A 16212-nucleotide genomic window follows, 5' to 3' on the forward strand; every position below is an offset into this window, starting at 1 on the left:
GCGTAACGTGCGTACGGTGAAAGTGGGAACCCCCGCAGAGTCGCGGCCCGCCGAGCGCCGAGTCGCCTGCGTACCGGAAACGGTGTCGTCGTTGGTCGACGCTGGACTGACCGTGCACGTCCAAGAAAACGCCGGGCGTCATGCCCACGCCCCCGACGCCGCCTACCGCGCGGCCGGGGCGACCGTGACGCCCGAGGACCCGACGCCGGAATCCGACGTCGTCGTGTCCGTGCAACCGCTGACCACCGACCAGGCCGAGAAGCTCAAACCCGGCGCGGTCACCATCAGTTTTCTGCAGCCCCAAGGCGAGCGGGAACTACTAGAGGTCTATGCGCGGCGGAACGTCACGTCGTTCAGCTTCGACCTGCTGCCCAGGGTCACCCGTGCCCAGAGCGCGGACGCCCTGTCCTCCCAGGCGCTGGTCGCCGGCTATCGGGCCGTTCTGGTCGCCGCCGAGCGACTACCGCGGTTCCTGCCGATGTTCACCACTGCGGCGGGCACCGTGCCGCCGGCGAAGGTGCTCGTGCTGGGGGCCGGAGTCGCCGGTCTGCAGGCGATCGCGACCGCGCGCAGGCTCGGCGCCGTCGTGGAGGCCTACGACGTGCGCAAGGCCGCGGGTGAAGAGGTCCGCAGCCTCGGCGCGAAGTTCCTCGAACTCGAACTGGAGACCCAGTCCGGCGTCTACGCGTCCGTGCAGTCCGAGGAGTTCCTGGAACGCCAGCGAGAACTCATCGGCGAGCACGTCGCGGCGTCCGACGTCGTGATCACCACGGCCGCGATCCCCGGTCGCAAGGCCCCGGTGCTCGTCACGACCGACATGCTCAAGGCCATGACCCCCGGTTCCGTGCTGGTCGACCTGGCGGCGGAGTCCGGTGGCAACTGCGCCGCTTCCGTTGCGGGACAGGAGACCTGGGTCGGTGAGGTGCTCGTGCACGGCGCGTTGAACCTGCCGTCGTCCATGCCGGTGCACGCGAGCAAGCTCTACTCGCGCAACGTGCTGAACCTGCTCAAGCTGATGATCGCGGACGGCGTCGTACGGCCGAACCTCGAAGACGAGGTGCTCGACGGCTGCTGCCTCACCCACGACGGTCAGATCCGCAAGGAGTCGCCGTGATCGACCTGCTGACGATCTTCGTGCTGGCCGTGTTCGTGGGCTTCGAGGTGGTCTCGAAGGTGTCCACGATCCTGCACACGCCGCTGATGTCCGGCGCCAACGCCATCCACGGCGTCATCCTGGTCGGCGCGATCCTGATCACCGGGTCCGCCGAGAGCACCCTGGAGCTGGTTCTGGGGCTGCTCGCGGTGTTCCTGGCCACGGTCAACGTGGTCGGCGGCTTCGTGGTGACCGACCGGATGCTGGAGATGTTCAAGCGATGACGGTCCAGCTGATGTACCTCGTCGCGTCGGTGTGCTTCATCCTGGCGCTGAAAGGCCTGAGCTCGCCCAAATACGCGCGCTACGGCAACTTCATCGGCGCGTTCGGCATGCTGGTCGCGGTCATCACCGCCTACGTGCACGGCGTCGTCCACAACGGACTGTGGATCCTGATCGCCGTCGCACTCGGTGTCGTGGTGGGCATTCCGGCCGCGCGGTCGGTGAAGATGACGGCCATCCCGCAGATGGTGGCGCTGTTCAACGGTGTCGGTGGCGCGGCGGCGGCACTGGTGGCGCTGGCCGAGTTCTTCGCCGTGCCGGACACCGACGTGATGTTCCGGCTCGCGACCGTGCTGACGGTGCTGATCGGCTCGGTCAGCTTCTCCGGTTCGGTGGTCACGTTCCTCAAGCTGCAGGAGCTGATGACGACCCGTCCGGTGCTGTTGCCGGCCGGGCAGCAGCTGGCGATCGCGGCCGGCGTGTCGTCGATCGCCCTGTGCGCCTTGACGATGGCGGTGCCGAACGGGTTCCTGCTGTGGTTGTTGGCGGTCGTCGGGCTCGCTTTGGGCGTGTTGTTCGTGCTGCCGGTCGGTGGCGCGGACGTGCCGATCGCGATCTCGTTGCTCAACGCGTTCACCGGTCTCGCGGTCGCCGCGTCCGGGTACGTGCTGGCGAACACGCTGCTGATCGTCGCGGGCACGCTCGTCGGCGCGTCCGGCACCATCCTGACCCGGCTGATGGCGCAGGCCATGGGACGGTCGCTCACGAACATCCTGTTCGGCGCGTTCAAGGCCACGACCGTTGCGGTGCAAGGGGAAGAGCAGCGGACGGTCAAGTCGGGCACGGTCGAGGACGTCGCGATCCTGCTGGGGTACGCGAACAACGTGGTCGTCGTGCCGGGCTACGGGCTCGCTGTCGCGCAGGCGCAGCACGCCGTCCGTGAGCTCGTGTCGCAGCTCGAACGGCGTGGAGTGTCGGTCGCGTACGGGATCCATCCCGTCGCGGGCCGCATGCCGGGGCACATGAACGTGCTGCTGGCCGAGGCGGACGTGCCGTACGAGCAGCTCAAGGAGCTCGACGACGTCAACCCCGGCATCACGTCGGTCGACGTGGCCGTGGTGGTCGGTGCGAACGACGTGGTCAATCCGGGCGCGCGGGACGAGCCGTCCAGCCCGATCTACGGCATGCCGATCTTCGACGTGGACCGCGCGAAGTCCGTGGTGTTCATGAAGCGCTCGATGCGGCCGGGGTTCGCCGGCGTGGACAACGAACTGCTCTACAACCCGAAGACGACGCTGCTGTTCGGTGATGCGAAGGACTCGCTCACGAAGCTGCTGGCGGCGGTGAAGCAGCTGTAGCCAGCAGTTCGGTCACCTCGGCCGCGGTCAGGGCGGGCAGCAACCCGATCACGCCGTCCGCACCCGCCTGTCTCCAGTGCTCGGCGTCGGCGCGGGTGTGCACCTCGTCGACGCCGAACCGCACGCCGAGGCTGTGCACGGTGGCGATCAGGGCGCGCATCGCCTGGTGCAGAGGGGAATCCGGGCTGGGCGCGGGCGCGCGGGTGATCACCGAGCGGACCGGCACCTCGGTCAGCACGGCCAGTTCGTCGTGGCCGCCGCGGAACCCGTCCAGGGCCGTGACGATCCCGCTGTCGTGCAGCACCACCGCGTTGTCGTCGCCCGCCAGCACCGACGAGATGTCCAGGGAGAGCCGCAGCCGTTCGGCGGGCAGGCCCGTCTCGTCGAGTGCCCGCTTGACGTCGGCCACCAGGTCCTCGTCGCGGGACTGCAGGGCGCCCAACGCGATGTGCAGCGTGGGCGCCCGGTCGCCGAACTCCGTCACCCATCTCGCGGCCTGCGCGCACGCCTCCCGCAGCAGCCACCGGCCGATCGGCAGCGACAGGCCCGTCGAGTCGGCCAGCGCCATGGTGTCGTTGTGGCTCAGGTCGTCCCAGTGCAGCCGTGCGACGGCGCCGAGCACCTCGCTCGTCTCCAGGTCGTGCACCGGCGCGTAGACGATCTCGATCTCGCCGTGTTCCCACGCGCCCGGCATCGACGCGGCCAGCGCGTACTTGCCGCGGCGGCGGGCGTCGTCGTGCGGGTCGTGCAACGCCCACTGCCGCTTGCCGCGCGCTTTCGCCTGGCGCAGCGCGGAGTTCGCGCAGCGCATCAGCTCGGCGGCCGTGGCGAACGCCGGCGGCCGGTCCACCACGCCGATGCTCGCCGACAGCGCGATGCCGTGATCGTCCACAAAGGTCGGTTCGCCGAGGACCTCCTGGATCTCCTCCACCGTCGAGGTGACGGTGTCCGAGGTGACCAGGATCGCGAACTCGTCGCCGCCGACCCGCGCCACCACCGCGTGCTTCTCGGCGGCGAACTTGCCCAGCCTGGTGGCGACGATCTTGAGCAGCTTGTCGCCGGTCTCCTGGCCGAGGCCGTTGTTCACGACCGAGAACGCGTCCAGACCCAGGTGGTACAACGTGATCGGCGCACCGTCGAGCCGGCGTTCCACCTGCGAGATGAAGTACTGGCGGTTCGACAGGCCGGTGAGCGAGTCGTGCAGCAGCTGGTGGTCGAGGCTGCGCTGCAACAGGTGCAGCTCGCTGATGTCCTCGACCATCGTCACGTGGTGCGTCGGCTCGCCGTCCGCGTCGCGCAGCACCGACACCGCGAGGTGCACCCACACCGGTTCGCCGTCCACGCGGATCAGCTTGCGCTGGTCGCGGAACCTGTCGACGTGGCCCTCCTGCACCTTCCGGTACGAGGCGCCCAGGGCGGCCACGTCCTCGGGGTGGTAGAACTCGCGCAGGTCGCGGTCGGTGACGTCGGCGCCCGACTCCAGTCCCACGATCTCGGCGAGCGCGTCGTTCGCCTGGACGCACCTGCCGGTGAAGTCGGTGATCGCGATGCCCAGCGCGGCGGAGTCGAACACCTCCTGGAACCGCGCCTGGCTGACCATCAGCGTGCGCTCGACCCGTTGCTTGGCCCGCACGATCGCGACTTTGATCTGCTCCTGCTGGTCGAACGCGTCCATCCGCATGGCCTGTGCGTACGCGGAGCTCAGCCGGGCCAGCACGGGTAGTGCGAACGCGGGCGAAAGGACCTCGATCGTGGCACGCAACGAGTCGGGTCCGGTCGCGTGCAGTGACACCAATCGATAGGCGACCGATTCAGGTGACTCCGGCAGCTCGCGCAGCGAATCGAGCAGTGTTTGCTCGATTTCGGCGTGGGACAGCGGGATGTACGCGGTGGGCGTCAGCGCGTGCATCCAGCGGGCGGCGAGTTCCGGAAGTTCCATGCTGTTCACAGAGCGTACGGATTCACCGCTCCCCGGCCAACAGCGACGGGCGCACTACGACTTCCGGCCGACGGCGGCGTAGATGCCCGCCTTGTCCGGATCGTCGGTGTTCGTGCCCTCCGGCCGCCACAGCGGCGTCGGCACGATGCCGGGCTCCAGCAGTTCGAACCCGGCGAAGAGCGCCTCGATCTCGCTCTTCGTGCGCGGGTACATCGGGTTCTGGCTCTTCTTCATGACCTCGACGATCCCGGCCATCTCCGCGGGCTGCAGGTCCTGCGTGAACTGCGAGACGGCGAGGTAGCTGCCCGCGGGCACGGCGTCGCGGTAGGCGGCCACGATCGCGTTCGGATCGGCCTCCGGTGGCACGAAGTGGAAGACGCCGGCCGTGAGCACCCCGACGGGCTGCGAGAAGTCGATCAGGCCGCTGTCCCGTGCCGACCGCAGCACCGCGTCGGGCTTGGTCATGTCCTCCTGGACGATCGTGGCACGCGGGTCGCCCTCCAGGATGAGCTGGCTGTGCGCGACCGCGACCTCCTCGAAGTCCACGTAGACGACGTGCGCCTCCGGGTCGGCCTTGCGGGCGATCTCGTGCACGTTGCCGACCGTCGGGATGCCGGAGCCGAGGTCGAGGAACTGGCGGATGCCCTCGTCGATCATGAGCAGCACGGCCCGGCGCAGGAACGCCCTGTTCAGCCGGGCGATCGTGCGGGCGTTCGGCTGGGCCCGCAGGAACTTCTCCGCGAGGGCCCGATCGGCCGCGAAGTTGTGCCCGCCCCCGAGCAGGTAGTCGTAGAGGCGCGCGGCGCTCGGCCTGCCCGTGTCGACGCCTTCCGGAACCCAGCTCACCCGTTCAGACATGTGACCAGGCTACTGAGACGCCACACGCGTACGGCAGTGCTTGAGTCCCATTGCTCCATCAGAACCGCTGCTATCACTGGAAAGTGTGAATCAACAGCGTCGCCACGGCGACGCCCAGTGCCGTGCCGAGTCCTCGCGCGACGTTGACCAGCCCGCTGCCGACCCCGGCCGACCCCTCCGGCAGCGCGCCCATCACCCGTTTCGTGCAGGCAGGCGCGATGATCCCGAGCCCGATGCCCGCGACGACGAGCTGAACCACCTGCGGCACAGGCAGGATCAGCGCCACGGCCGTGATCAGCGCTCCTGTCCTGATCCCAGGCCTGCTCAGCACCGTCGCCGCGACCGCGAACCCGAGCGGCAACGCGGCGACCGTGAGTCCTATATGTGCCAAGGGTTGTTTCATGGTGAACGGCAGCAACGTCATCGGCGCGAACAACGCGGCGTAGGTGAGCAGCACACCCACCAGCCCTGGCAGGACTTTTGGTGACGGCTTTCCCTTGTCGCGCGCCGTTTTCGTGCGGGGGAGCAGGTAGTGCCCCAGCACCATCGCGACGACGCCGATGGGCACGTTGATCGCGAACACGGCCTGCCACCCGAAGTTCTCGGTCAGGTACCCACCGAGCAACGGCCCCGCCGCCAGCCCGGTCGCCTGCGCCGCGGCCTGAACCCCAAGTGCCCTGCGCCGCTGCTCCGGCGCCACCGCCGTGGTGACGAGCGCGACGCTGTTCGCCTGCAACATCGCCGCCCCTACGGCCTGCGCGATCCGGGCGGCGATGAGCGAGTCGAACCCCGGCGCGTACACGCACGCGATGGACGCGCCGGTGAACAACGCGAAGCCGTAGATGTAGACGATCTTGCGCCCGATCCGGTCCGCGATCCTGCCCATTGGGACGAGCAGCGCCACGAGCGTGATCAGGTAACTGAGCGAGATCCACTCCGGGTCGGCGCCGAAGTGCGCGCTCATCGCGGGGAACGCCAGCGTGACGATCGAGGCGTCGAGCTGCCCCATGAAGGCGCCGAAGCAGACCGTCGCGATGACCAGCCAAGGCGCGTACGACCGGCGGGCGATCCACGCCGGTCTGGGCGACTCCGTGACGAACCAGTTCATCGTGTTCAGATTATATCTGACACAGAGCTATTGCCGGGAGTTCAGTAAGATTTCCGCATGTCAGACGAAGCCCGCACGCTCACCGACGTCGTCACTCGCCTGCGCCGGGCGTTGCGGACGAGCATCCGGGCCGACTGGCCGTGGGAATCCCTGCCGATGGCGCAGGTAGAGCTGCTGCAGACCCTCGCGGAGCGCCCGCCGATGAAGGTCGGCGACCTCGCCGCGGCCCTGCGGCTGGCCCCCAACACGGTGTCCGGACTCGTGTCCCAACTGATCGACTCAGGCCTGGTCGTCCGCGGCGGAGACCCCAAGGACAGACGGGTAGCCCGGCTATCCGTCTCACCCCGTGGACACGAACAGCTGCTCGTCTGGCAGCGCGAACACGAGAAGCGGATCGGCGCCGCACTGGGCAAGCTGGAGTCCTCGGAACGGGAGGACGTCGTGCGCGCGTTGAAGGCCCTGGACCACCTGGTGGAGCACCTTGCCGAGCCCACCACCTGACCGTCCGCTGGCGTTCGTCTCGTTGGTGTCGCTGGGCGGCGGGCTCGGCGGAGTGGCGCGCTACGGCCTGTCTCTGCTCGTTCCTGGCGCGTGGGGGCTGTTCATCATCAACGTCCTGGGGTCGTTCTTGATCGGCGTGCTGATGGGGCTGGTGCCGCGGCCGTTGGTGCGCGCGTTCTTCGGGGTGGGGGTGCTGGGCGGCTTCACGGCGTTCTCGTCCTATGCGGCTTCGTGGTCGTGGGCGCTGCTGGCCACGCCGGTTTGTGCTGTGCTGGCGGCGTTTCTCGGGCTGCGGGTGACGCGATGACCGTGCTGGTGGTGTTCCTCGGGGCCGCTTTGGGTGCGCCTTGCCGGTACCTGCTCGACCGGTTCGTGCAGGCGCGGCACTCGTCGGACTTTCCCTGGGGCACCTTGACGGTGAACGTCATCGGGTGCCTGTTGATCGGGTTCGTCGTGGGGACGTCGTGGATGCCGCTCCTGGGCGTGGGGTTCTGCGGAGGGCTGACCACGTACTCGACGTTCAGCTACGAGACGGTGAAGCTGCTGGAGGCGGAGAAGTACCGTTCAGCCTTGCTGAACGTTCTGGTCAGTGTTGTTCTGGGTGTGGGGGCGGCGGCTGTCGGGCTGGGTCTAGCACGCTGAGTTCGCCGCGCTCCCAGGCTTCCAGGAAGTCGCGCACCTCAGGAGGAAGACCGCTCTTCTGCCACCAGAACGGCAGATTCCGTCGAACGGGCTTGTTCATCTCGCGAGGGGGCAGCGACAGCAGCACCTTCAGGCTGTCATCGGGGGAGATGCGGTGGACCTCCCAGGAGATGCCGCGCAGGTGGCGGCGTTCGGCCCACGGGACTGGCAGCGTCGTCATCGTGACGGCGATGTCGTTCGCGACGGCAGGGGAGAACGGTTGTCCGGACTCCCGCATGAAGATCGTCACCGCGCTGACGTGGTCGGTGTCGAGGTACATGCACCGCGAGTAGAGCGTCCGGACTCCGAAGCGGTGCAGGATCTCGTGCAGAATCTCCGGCCGGAAGAGCATCGATCCGCCCGCCCAGGGGACCGCCTTGCGCAGTTCGTCCAACCGTTCCTGGTGCAGCGCGGTCAGCTCCTGCCGGCGCTGCCGCCAGAGGTGACCTTCCTGGCAGAGGTCGTTCCTGATCATGAAATCGAGCACGAGCGCGACACCGGCCTCCCCGTCGCGGATGTGCGTGCTGAAGCGGTCGGTGACCACCTGCGTGATGAGCGGGAGGTTGACCGGAGAGGACGCGTACATGCAGTCCCGCAGCGGCCCGTCGACTTTGGTCAGGTCGCGCACCTCGGTGTCGATGCGCAGGTCCAGCGGGAAGCGGACGGACCTGTCCACGGCCTCAGTGGTGATCGCCCGGACCGTACGGGTACTGGGATGCACGTGGTGCAGTGAGCGAGCCGCGAAGTCGACTCCCTCGTTGGCGAGCGCCTCGGTGAGCAGTTCGTCGACGCCGCCCTCGACGTTGCGGTCGTAGAGCTGGAGCACGATCTGCGCGACGACGTCCCACTGGTCGTGCTGAGGCGACAACACCTTCCACAGTTCCGCGGCGGTGCGATGGGTGCGGACCAGGTACTCGGCGGCGAAGTACTCGAGGAACGTCCGGTGGGTGAACCCGTACTGCGCCTCGGACTCGGTAGCGCCGACGTCGGTGAGGATCCACGCCCGTCCGGTGCAGAACGCGAGGAACTCCTCCGCCATCGCCACTGACTCGTCGTGGTCGTCGATCTTGGCGTCGAGATAGCCGGTCAGGACGTTGACGATCCTGGTGCGCGACAGGGCTTTGCCGGATACCTTGGCGTTGAGCATCTTCCACGCGAGGTGCTGCACGGCGCCGCGCAGCCGCCCGTGGAACCGCAGCGGCAACGCGATGCCGCGCTTCGAGTCCCACTGCTCGAACAGCATCAGCGCACAGCGCTCGTAGACCTGGGCGAGATTCTGCGGCAGGTAGCGGTCACTGGAATACATGGCGCACAACAGGGTCAGCAGCAACGGATTGCTGCGCAGCTCGGTGATCTGCCGGCTGTCCTCCATGAACGACGTGGCCAGCCGCTCCCGCTCGACCGGCGAGGTGGCCTCGTCCAGCTCGAACCACCGGGACACGTAACCGGTGACCTGCTCGTCGTCGAACTCCGCGATGTGGCTCGGGACGAACAGGTCCGCGCTGAGCGGCGCATCCTCATAGCCGATCTTCCGCGCCGTGACGAGGATCGGCACCAACGGGTACAGGTGCGCGAAGCCTTCGACCAACGCCACCACCCGGCGTCTCAGCTCCGTCCGCACCAACTCGTCGAGGCCGTCGAGGACGACCACGGCCCGGCCGGTGCGCAGCAGGTACTCGACGCCGTCGGGCGGTGGCTTCACGTTGTACGGCGCCTGGCACAGCTTCTCCAGGTAGTGCGGGAGGTCCCGGCCGCCCTCGTCGAACGCGGCGGTGAACTCCCGCAGCACCAGCAGGAACGGCACGCGGCCGGAGCCGTCGTTCGCGATGTCGTGCGCGAACTTCGCTGCCAGTGTCGACTTCCCGGCGCCGGGATCGCCCTGCACCAGCACCCGTTGTCCCGGAGCGCCCAGCCTCAGGACGAACGGTGACGCGAGCGTGGGTTCGATGTAGAGCCGTGTGTACTCGACGGACCGGCTGACTCCCGCGTGCGGCAGGCGGATCTGGCTGTGCAGCGCGGCGACCTGGGAGCGCATGCGGGCCGCGAACGCGTGGATCCGGGTGAGCGATGTGAGTCCCTTGAGCAGGAGGGAGGTGATCGCCGCCGCGGCGACCAGGTCATTCTGGTCGATCTTGGCGCTGGCGCCGGCGAACACAGGCCTGGCTTCCTGGCAGGCGGTCACCAGCACGTCGTGCACGACGTCGGTGGACCTCTCCAACAGCTGGTCCGGTATCCCGGCGAGGCGAAGTCCCTGGCACAGTTGGTCTTTCACGACCGCGTCCATCGTGGCACCGAAACGTTGCTGTGCGGCCACCGCCGCGAAGTCGGGCGATTCCAGGTAGCCCAGCAACGCGTCCGCGTCCCGGCCGAGGTCCCGCAGGAGCCTCTCGGTCTCGACGGTCCAGGACGAGACGCGCCGGAACTCCAGCTTCTCGGTGAGCCGAGCGGAGAGTTGGTCGCTCACCTCCACGACGACCTGGATCACTGTCGACTCGATGCTGGGCAACAGGAGGCTCCTAGCCGAAGACGACGAAACGATGCGCACTCAGCGTGTCGTCGCTGGAGCGCGCATCGTTTCGCGGAGGAGGTGCCTCGGCCAGATCAGTCCTTCAGACGGGATAGCACATCTGGCAGCGTGCCGGTGTGCACGACGCCGAGCCGTTGCGTGGCACGGGTCAGCGCGACGTACAGATCCGAAGCGCCACGCGGCGACTCCGCGAGGATGCCGTCCGGATCGACCACGACCACCGAGTCGAACTCCAGGCCCTTCGCGTCGGTCACGCCGAGCACGACGACCTGGGCCTCTTCCAGCTCGTTGCCGACGGAGGAACCCGGAACCGACGACGCCACGGCAGAGCCCACCGACGAGAGCAGCGCTGCCGGCACGATGACCGCGATCTTGCCGTCGCCGACGGCGGTGACCTCGCGGGCGATGAGCGCTGGCACCTCGGACGCGTACGACGTGACCGTGGATACCCAAGGTGCCACGCCGGTTTCCCGCACCGAGGTCGGTGGCACCAGGGAGGCGTCCACCGAGGCGAGCACGTCCGCGGCGACCTCCATGATCTCGGCCGGCGTGCGGTAGTTGACCGTCAGTTCCGTGAGGCGCCAACGGTTCTGGACGTATGGCGAGAGCACGGAACCCCACGAGGTGGCGCCGCCGATGTCGCCGGTCTGCGCGATGTCGCCTACGACCGTCATGGACTTGCTGGGGCAGCGGCGCATCAGCGTGCGCCACGCCATCGCCGACAGCTCCTGGGCCTCGTCCACGATGATGTGGCCGAACGTCCAGGTGCGGTCGGCCGCGGCGCGTTCCGCGGCGGTTTCGTAGCGGTCGACGCCGTGGCGCTCGGCCAGGCGGTACGCGTCCACCAGGTCCGTGGCCGTCAGCATGTCCGGGTCCGCGTCGTCGTCCAGGTCGAGGATGTCGAGGACTCCCTGCGCGTACTCGACGGCCTGGCGGCGCTGGCGTTCGGCGCGGGCCTTGGCCTCCGTGTCGTCCTCGCCGAGCAGTTCGGCGGCCTCGTCCAGCAGTGGGACGTCGGCCGGCGTCCAGTCGTCGGAGACGCGCTGCAGCAGGTCGCGTTCCTCGCGGGTGAACTTCGACATCGCCCGGTTGCGGCGCTTCGGGTTCGCGTAGAGCTCCGAGAGCAGCGAGAACGGCGTCAGCACCGGCCACAGCGACGCGATCGCGGCCTGGACCTCGGGGGACTCGCGCAGCTCTCGGCGGATGTCGTCCACGTCCGCCTTGTCGAGCAGGTGCCCGCCCAGCCTGTTGACCACCATGCCCGACAGCGTCGAGATGATCTCGCGGGCGAACGTGCGGCGCGCCTCGTTGTGCGCGCGGCGGGTCCGGCGGGCCCTGCCGCGTGCCTCGGAGATCGCCCGGCGGTCCAGGCGCAGCACGTCGTTGTCGAAGCGGATCTCGACGGACGGCGGCGCCTCCTGGCGGTCCCGCACGGCCGCGGCGATCACGTCGGCCATCTCGAGGCGGCCCTTGATCGCGGCCGCCGCTGCCGACTCGCGTCCGGTGGCGGTCAGGTTCGGGTAGAGCTCGCCGACCGTGGACAGCAGGACGCCGGTCTCGCCCAGCGACGGGAGGACCTGACTGATATATCGCAGGAACGTCGTGTTCGGGCCTACGACCAGAACACCGCGTTTCGCCAGCTGTCGACGGTGTGTATACAACAGGTATGCGGCTCGGTGCAGGGCCACGGCGGTCTTACCGGTGCCGGGTCCGCCCTGCACGACGACGACGCCGTTGAGCTCGGACCGGATGATCCTGTCCTGCTCGGCCTGGATGGTCGCGACGATGTCGCTCATCTGGCCGGTGCGCGACTCGTTCAGCGCGGCGAGCAGCGTCGCCTCGCCGGTCAGGCTGTCCTTGGACGAGCGGCTGACCGAGTTGATGTCGAGCACCTCGTCGTCGAGGCCGATCACCTTGCGCGAGCGGGTCCGCAGGTGCCTGCGTCGCCGCACGCCGTCAGGGGAGGCGGCGGTGGCGAGGTAGAACGGCCTGGCGGCGGGCGCCCGCCAGTCCATCAGCAGCGGCTCGTAATCCTTGTCCTCGTCGAAGAGACCGATTCGGCCGATGTAGAAGCGGTCTTCGTTGTGGAAATCGAGCCTGCCGAACGCGAGTCCGTTCTCGACCGCGCTGTACTGGGCCAATTGATCTGTGTACATCGCGACGGACGTGTCGCGCTCGGACCGCATCTGATGCGTGCCGCCGGTTTGTCGCAACGATTGTGCGAGTCGTTTCGACGTCTGTTCGCGGAGGTCGTCGAGCCGGCCGTACAACATGGCCACGTATTCCTGCTCCGGCTCCATTTCGGCGAGCCGGAGGTCATCGGAGGGGCTTGACAACTTGCCTCATTTCTCGATATCATGCGGCGTCGGCTTTTATTCCGATTCGCAATGTCCTGCCCGCGCTGTGGTCGCTGAGCGCAGACTGTCTAATCTACACGCATATCAGCGTGATGCAGGTACGCCTTACGCAGCAGTGTGGCCAACGTATCGCGCTCGTGCGGTGTCAACGGCGCCAGCAGCTCTTCCTCGTGTGCCTGAGCCGCCTCCAGTCTCTCCCGCAGCGCCTCCCTGCCCTCGTCGGTGATCGACACCGTGAACCGCCGCCGGTCCTTCTCGTCGCGTCTGCGCTGGGCGAACCCGAAGCCTTCGAGCACGTCGAGCACCGACACGAGGTCGCTCGGATCCATCCGCACCCGGTCGCTGATCCGCTTCTGCGCCACCGCCTCCTGCTCGGACAGGTACGCGAGCACCGTCAGGTGAGGCCCCCGCAGGTCCGCTCGCCCGATCCGGCGCGCTTCCCGCACCAGCCCGAGCATCAGATAGCTGGGGAGACGCAGAAGCTGATCAATGCTCATGTCCTCAGTCTAGAAAAGATCTGTCCCCCGATCGTGGATAGCGCTCCGTGAGGAACCGCCCCGGACGGGGGCCGACAGGGTGAGCGTTGGGGTGACGTTTCTCCGCAAACCACCAGGAAGCGGCATGGTGGGGGTATGACGCGTGCGGAGATCGTCCGGCTCGCCCGTTGCGTGGTGCGCCGGCCCCGGTGGCAGCTCGTCGTGGCGTTCCTGCTGTCCGCGTGGACGCTCGCCTGGGTGCTCGGCCAGCTCGCCGACGACCCCCTGAGCCCGCTCGGGCTACTCGCCTGGACCGGCATTCCCCTCGATTCGGCATCCCTATGGGCTCAGGAGCGCGCAGAGGTCCTCGTCTGGCTCGCCACGCTCGGCGGTCTGAGCTGGGCGGCCACCACGGAACAGGGTCAGCTGCCCGCTCTCGCCGGGTGGTTCGCGGTGCTCGTCGCGGGAGAAGCAGCCGGGTACGAGCACGCGGTGCAACGGGCGATGCTCAGCATGGTCGTGTTCCTGCTCGTCCTCGCGGCCGTGTCGATCACCGGGCGGCGCGCGTTCGTCGTCGACCGCGTCGCCGTCATGCCCAAGGACGTCGTCCGAGCGGGCATCACCGCCGCCGTGCTGACCGCCGTGGTCCCGCTCATCGCCCCTGGCCTGGCCGTGACGCGTCTCGTCAGGCCCTATGTGACGAAACCCCCGCGCCGGCTGAGGCGGGTTGAGGCACCGTTGCTGCGGGAAACCGGATGAGGTGAGCGACTACCTGCCCCCTCCCGCACCACCGCGCAGTGCGCTGACCTTGCGGTTGTGGCTGGCCGGTTTCGGTCTGGTCTTCAACTCGGTCGCGGGCTGGCTGGCGTTGCGAGCTGACCTCGTTTGGCTTGGAATCCTGCTTTTACTACTCGCCGTCGTCTGTGTCGTGGACTTCGGCTGGGTGGTTCATCGCAAACATCGCGGAGATCCGGGCTGAACCTGTCAGGAACCTGTGCTGGGCAATAAGCACTCGTATGGATAAAGATGTTCGTGTGCATGAAGATCCGGCAAAAGGCAGGTTAGCCAGGGTGATGCGCCGGCAGCCTGTGCAACAGCGCGGCGCGGCGACTGTCTCCGCGATCCTGGACGCTTGTGCGAGCCTGCTGAACGAATATGACTACGACGACATCACGACGGCTCGCATCGTCGATGTGGCCGGAGTGCCCATTGGTTCCTTCTATCAGTACTTCCCCGACAAACGATCCGTTGTGCACGCTCTGGCGCTTCGCGGTATGGAGACCTATCTCCGCGAGATCGAGGAGCTGTTCGCCGCGGATCTGATCGCGGACACGTGGCGCGGGGCCATGACGCAGATCGTCGCGGTGTACATGCGGATGCTGACGGACGTGCCGGGCTTCGGCCGCGTGCGGTTCAGCGACATGCTGGACAGCCACCGGCTCGACTCCAGCGTCGACCAGTACGAGCTGATGGCCGAACGGCTGGCGGAGATGTTCGTCAACCGGTTCGGTGCCCACGGCGACGCCCCGGTGATGCTGACGTTCCGGATCGCCGTGCAGACCGCGGACGCGCTGTTCAAGCTCGCCGAACGGGTCGACGAGGACGACCGCGCGTACGTGGTCGGCACGGCGAACGAACTGCTCACCGGCATGCTGGGGTCCGTGCTGGACAAACCCCGGGATCAGACTCAGAGCCCGTAGGACTCCAGCAACCGCAGCCAGACCTCGCTGATCGTCGGGTACGAGGGCACCGCGTGCCACAACCGGTCCACGGTGACCTCCCCGACGATCGCGACGGTGGCCGAGTGCAGCAGCTCGGCGACGTCCTGGCCGACGAACGTGACACCGACCAGCGTCCGCGTGCGCTCGTCCACGACCATCCGCGTCTTGCCCTTGTACCCGTCGGCGTGCAGCGACGACCCGGCGACCGCGATGTCCAGGTCGACCACCTTGATGTCACGGCCCTGGGCGCGCGCCTCCTCGGCGGTGTGCCCGACGAACGCCACCTCGGGGTCGGTGAACACGACCTGCGGCACGGCCACGTGATCGGCCCACGCCTGGCCCGCCGACCACTGCTTCGGCTCGAACCCGCGGGACCGCTCCAGGATCGCCGTGCCGACCGCGCGGCCCTGGTACTTGCCCTGGTGCGTCAGCAACGCCCGTCCGGTGACGTCACCGGCCGCGTACAGCCAGCGTCCGTCCACACCGGACACCAGGCCGGAGTCGTCGATGGTCAGCGGCTTGCCGTCCTTGGTCGCCGGCACCCGTCCGGTCGCGATGAGGATCTCCGAGCCCTGGACGACCCGGCCGTCCCGCAACGTCAGCTCGCCCGGCTTGATCGACGAGGCACGCGCGTTGAGCAGCACCTCGACGCCGTCTTCTTCCAGGCCCTCGACGACCAGCGGGCCGACGAACTCCTCCATCTTCGGCAGCGGCCGGTCGCCGGACACCACCAGTTGCACCTTCGAGCCGAGCCGCGCCCACGCCTGCGCCATCTCGACGCCGACGACACCGCCGCCGACGACGACCAGCGACTCCGGCACCTCACGCGCCGACGTGGCCTCGCGCGAAGTCCACACAGGAGTGTCCGAAAGTCCTTCCAGCGGCGGCATCTTCGGCACGCTGCCGGTGCACACCACCACGGCCTGCCGAGCCCGGTGGACCTCACCGCCGACCGTGACCTCGCGCTCGCCGGTGACCTCACCGTCGCCGCGGATGACGTGGATGTTCTCCGACTCGGCCCACTTGACCTGGCCGGTGTCGTCCCAGTTGGAGGTGAACCCGGTGCGCCGCTCCAGCACCGCGGCCGGGTCGAGCGACCCGCCGACCACACCCTTGACCCGCTTGGCCGCGGCGAGCGCGTGCCCGGAGCGCAGCAGCGCCTTCGAAGGCATGCACGCCCAGTACGAGCACTCGCCGCCGACGAGCTCCTTCTCGATCATGGCGGTGGACAGGCCGCCCGCGGCCGTCCGCCAAGCCACGTTCTCACCTACGGGGCCACCACCGATGACGATGACGTCGAAGTCCATGGCGC

At 68.2% G+C, this 16212-nt stretch carries 16 protein-coding genes; 9 read left to right on the forward strand and 7 right to left on the reverse strand.

Annotation, left to right across the window (positions count from 1 at the left end; genetic code table 11):
• Nucleotides 1-16: 16 nt before the first annotated feature.
• Genes ACIQF0_RS41500 through ACIQF0_RS41510 form a run of 3 tightly spaced genes read left to right on the forward strand, consistent with a single transcriptional unit; the run spans nt 17 to nt 2732 of the window.
• Nucleotides 17-1114: a Re/Si-specific NAD(P)(+) transhydrogenase subunit alpha gene (locus tag ACIQF0_RS41500; protein WP_401039418.1), complete on the forward strand. Its 1098-nt coding sequence runs from the start codon at nt 17-19 to the stop codon at nt 1112-1114.
• The gene (locus ACIQF0_RS41505) at nt 1111-1377 is read left to right on the forward strand and encodes an NAD(P) transhydrogenase subunit alpha (protein WP_053737731.1); all 267 of its coding nucleotides are present in this window, start codon (nt 1111-1113) and stop codon (nt 1375-1377) included. Before ACIQF0_RS41500 ends, ACIQF0_RS41505 begins: the two co-directional genes overlap by 4 nt.
• Nucleotides 1374-2732 (forward strand): NAD(P)(+) transhydrogenase (Re/Si-specific) subunit beta, encoded by a 1359-nt coding sequence (locus ACIQF0_RS41510; RefSeq protein WP_360042121.1) that lies wholly within the window; start codon nt 1374-1376, stop codon nt 2730-2732. The genes ACIQF0_RS41505 and ACIQF0_RS41510 overlap by 4 nt, the downstream gene beginning before the upstream one ends.
• Here the strand turns inward: ACIQF0_RS41510 and ACIQF0_RS41515 are convergent.
• The 3 genes from ACIQF0_RS41515 to ACIQF0_RS41525 all read right to left on the reverse strand — a co-directional run bounded on the left by ACIQF0_RS41515 (nt 2698) and on the right by ACIQF0_RS41525 (nt 6637).
• Nucleotides 2698-4671, reverse strand: coding sequence for a putative bifunctional diguanylate cyclase/phosphodiesterase (locus tag ACIQF0_RS41515; RefSeq protein WP_401039420.1), 1974 nt, complete (start codon nt 4669-4671; stop codon nt 2698-2700). The two genes, ACIQF0_RS41510 and ACIQF0_RS41515, sit on opposite strands and share 35 nt — an antisense overlap.
• Nucleotides 4672-4725: 54 nt before the next feature.
• Nucleotides 4726-5529: an SAM-dependent methyltransferase gene (locus ACIQF0_RS41520; RefSeq protein ID WP_360042127.1), complete on the reverse strand. Its 804-nt coding sequence runs from the start codon at nt 5527-5529 to the stop codon at nt 4726-4728.
• 73 nt (nt 5530-5602) lie between these two features.
• A complete protein-coding gene (locus tag ACIQF0_RS41525) occupies nt 5603-6637 on the reverse strand; it encodes an MFS transporter (RefSeq protein ID WP_401039423.1) in 1035 nt (344 codons plus the stop codon).
• Nucleotides 6638-6694: 57 nt separating this feature from the next.
• Here ACIQF0_RS41525 and ACIQF0_RS41530 point away from each other — a divergent pair, with 57 nt between their 5' ends.
• From ACIQF0_RS41530 to crcB, 3 genes are read left to right on the forward strand one after another with little or no spacing between them, the layout of a single operon-like run.
• The gene (locus tag ACIQF0_RS41530) at nt 6695-7138 is read left to right on the forward strand and encodes a MarR family winged helix-turn-helix transcriptional regulator (RefSeq protein ID WP_258950829.1); all 444 of its coding nucleotides are present in this window, start codon (nt 6695-6697) and stop codon (nt 7136-7138) included.
• Nucleotides 7119-7445: a fluoride efflux transporter FluC gene (locus ACIQF0_RS41535; RefSeq protein WP_401039425.1), complete on the forward strand. Its 327-nt coding sequence runs from the start codon at nt 7119-7121 to the stop codon at nt 7443-7445. Before ACIQF0_RS41530 ends, ACIQF0_RS41535 begins: the two co-directional genes overlap by 20 nt.
• On the forward strand, nt 7442-7780 hold the full coding sequence (gene crcB / locus ACIQF0_RS41540) for a fluoride efflux transporter CrcB (RefSeq protein ID WP_401039428.1): 339 nt from the start codon (nt 7442-7444) through the stop codon (nt 7778-7780). The genes ACIQF0_RS41535 and crcB overlap by 4 nt, the downstream gene beginning before the upstream one ends.
• Here the strand turns inward: crcB and ACIQF0_RS41545 are convergent.
• The 3 genes from ACIQF0_RS41545 to ACIQF0_RS41555 all read right to left on the reverse strand — a co-directional run bounded on the left by ACIQF0_RS41545 (nt 7725) and on the right by ACIQF0_RS41555 (nt 13200).
• Entirely contained in the window at nt 7725-10325 is a 2601-nt protein-coding gene (locus tag ACIQF0_RS41545) for an NACHT domain-containing protein (RefSeq protein ID WP_401039431.1), read from the reverse strand. The two genes, crcB and ACIQF0_RS41545, sit on opposite strands and share 56 nt — an antisense overlap.
• 95 nt (nt 10326-10420) lie before the next feature.
• Nucleotides 10421-12646, reverse strand: coding sequence for a HelD family protein (locus tag ACIQF0_RS41550; protein WP_401039668.1), 2226 nt, complete (start codon nt 12644-12646; stop codon nt 10421-10423).
• 125 nt (nt 12647-12771) lie between these two features.
• Complete coding sequence (locus ACIQF0_RS41555) at nt 12772-13200, reverse strand: MarR family winged helix-turn-helix transcriptional regulator (RefSeq protein ID WP_401039434.1); 429 nt, start codon at nt 13198-13200, stop codon at nt 12772-12774.
• Nucleotides 13201-13335: 135 nt separating this feature from the next.
• Here ACIQF0_RS41555 and ACIQF0_RS41560 point away from each other — a divergent pair, with 135 nt between their 5' ends.
• The 3 genes from ACIQF0_RS41560 to ACIQF0_RS41570 all read left to right on the forward strand — a co-directional run bounded on the left by ACIQF0_RS41560 (nt 13336) and on the right by ACIQF0_RS41570 (nt 14879).
• The gene (locus ACIQF0_RS41560) at nt 13336-13938 is read left to right on the forward strand and encodes a hypothetical protein (RefSeq protein ID WP_401039437.1); all 603 of its coding nucleotides are present in this window, start codon (nt 13336-13338) and stop codon (nt 13936-13938) included.
• A gap of 1 nt (nt 13939) precedes the next feature.
• Nucleotides 13940-14158, forward strand: coding sequence for a DUF6343 family protein (locus ACIQF0_RS41565; RefSeq protein WP_360042152.1), 219 nt, complete (start codon nt 13940-13942; stop codon nt 14156-14158).
• Between the two features lie 94 nt (nt 14159-14252).
• On the forward strand, nt 14253-14879 hold the full coding sequence (locus ACIQF0_RS41570; RefSeq protein WP_401039440.1) for a TetR/AcrR family transcriptional regulator: 627 nt from the start codon (nt 14253-14255) through the stop codon (nt 14877-14879).
• On the opposite strand, the gene ACIQF0_RS41575 is transcribed toward ACIQF0_RS41570, so the two are convergent.
• On the reverse strand, nt 14867-16207 hold the full coding sequence (locus ACIQF0_RS41575) for a dihydrolipoyl dehydrogenase family protein (protein WP_401039443.1): 1341 nt from the start codon (nt 16205-16207) through the stop codon (nt 14867-14869). The genes ACIQF0_RS41570 and ACIQF0_RS41575 overlap by 13 nt on opposite strands.
• Between the last annotated feature and the right edge of the window lie 5 nt (nt 16208-16212).

The organism is Lentzea sp. NPDC092896 (assembly GCF_044754905.1).
Taxonomy (GTDB): domain Bacteria; phylum Actinomycetota; class Actinomycetes; order Mycobacteriales; family Pseudonocardiaceae; genus Lentzea.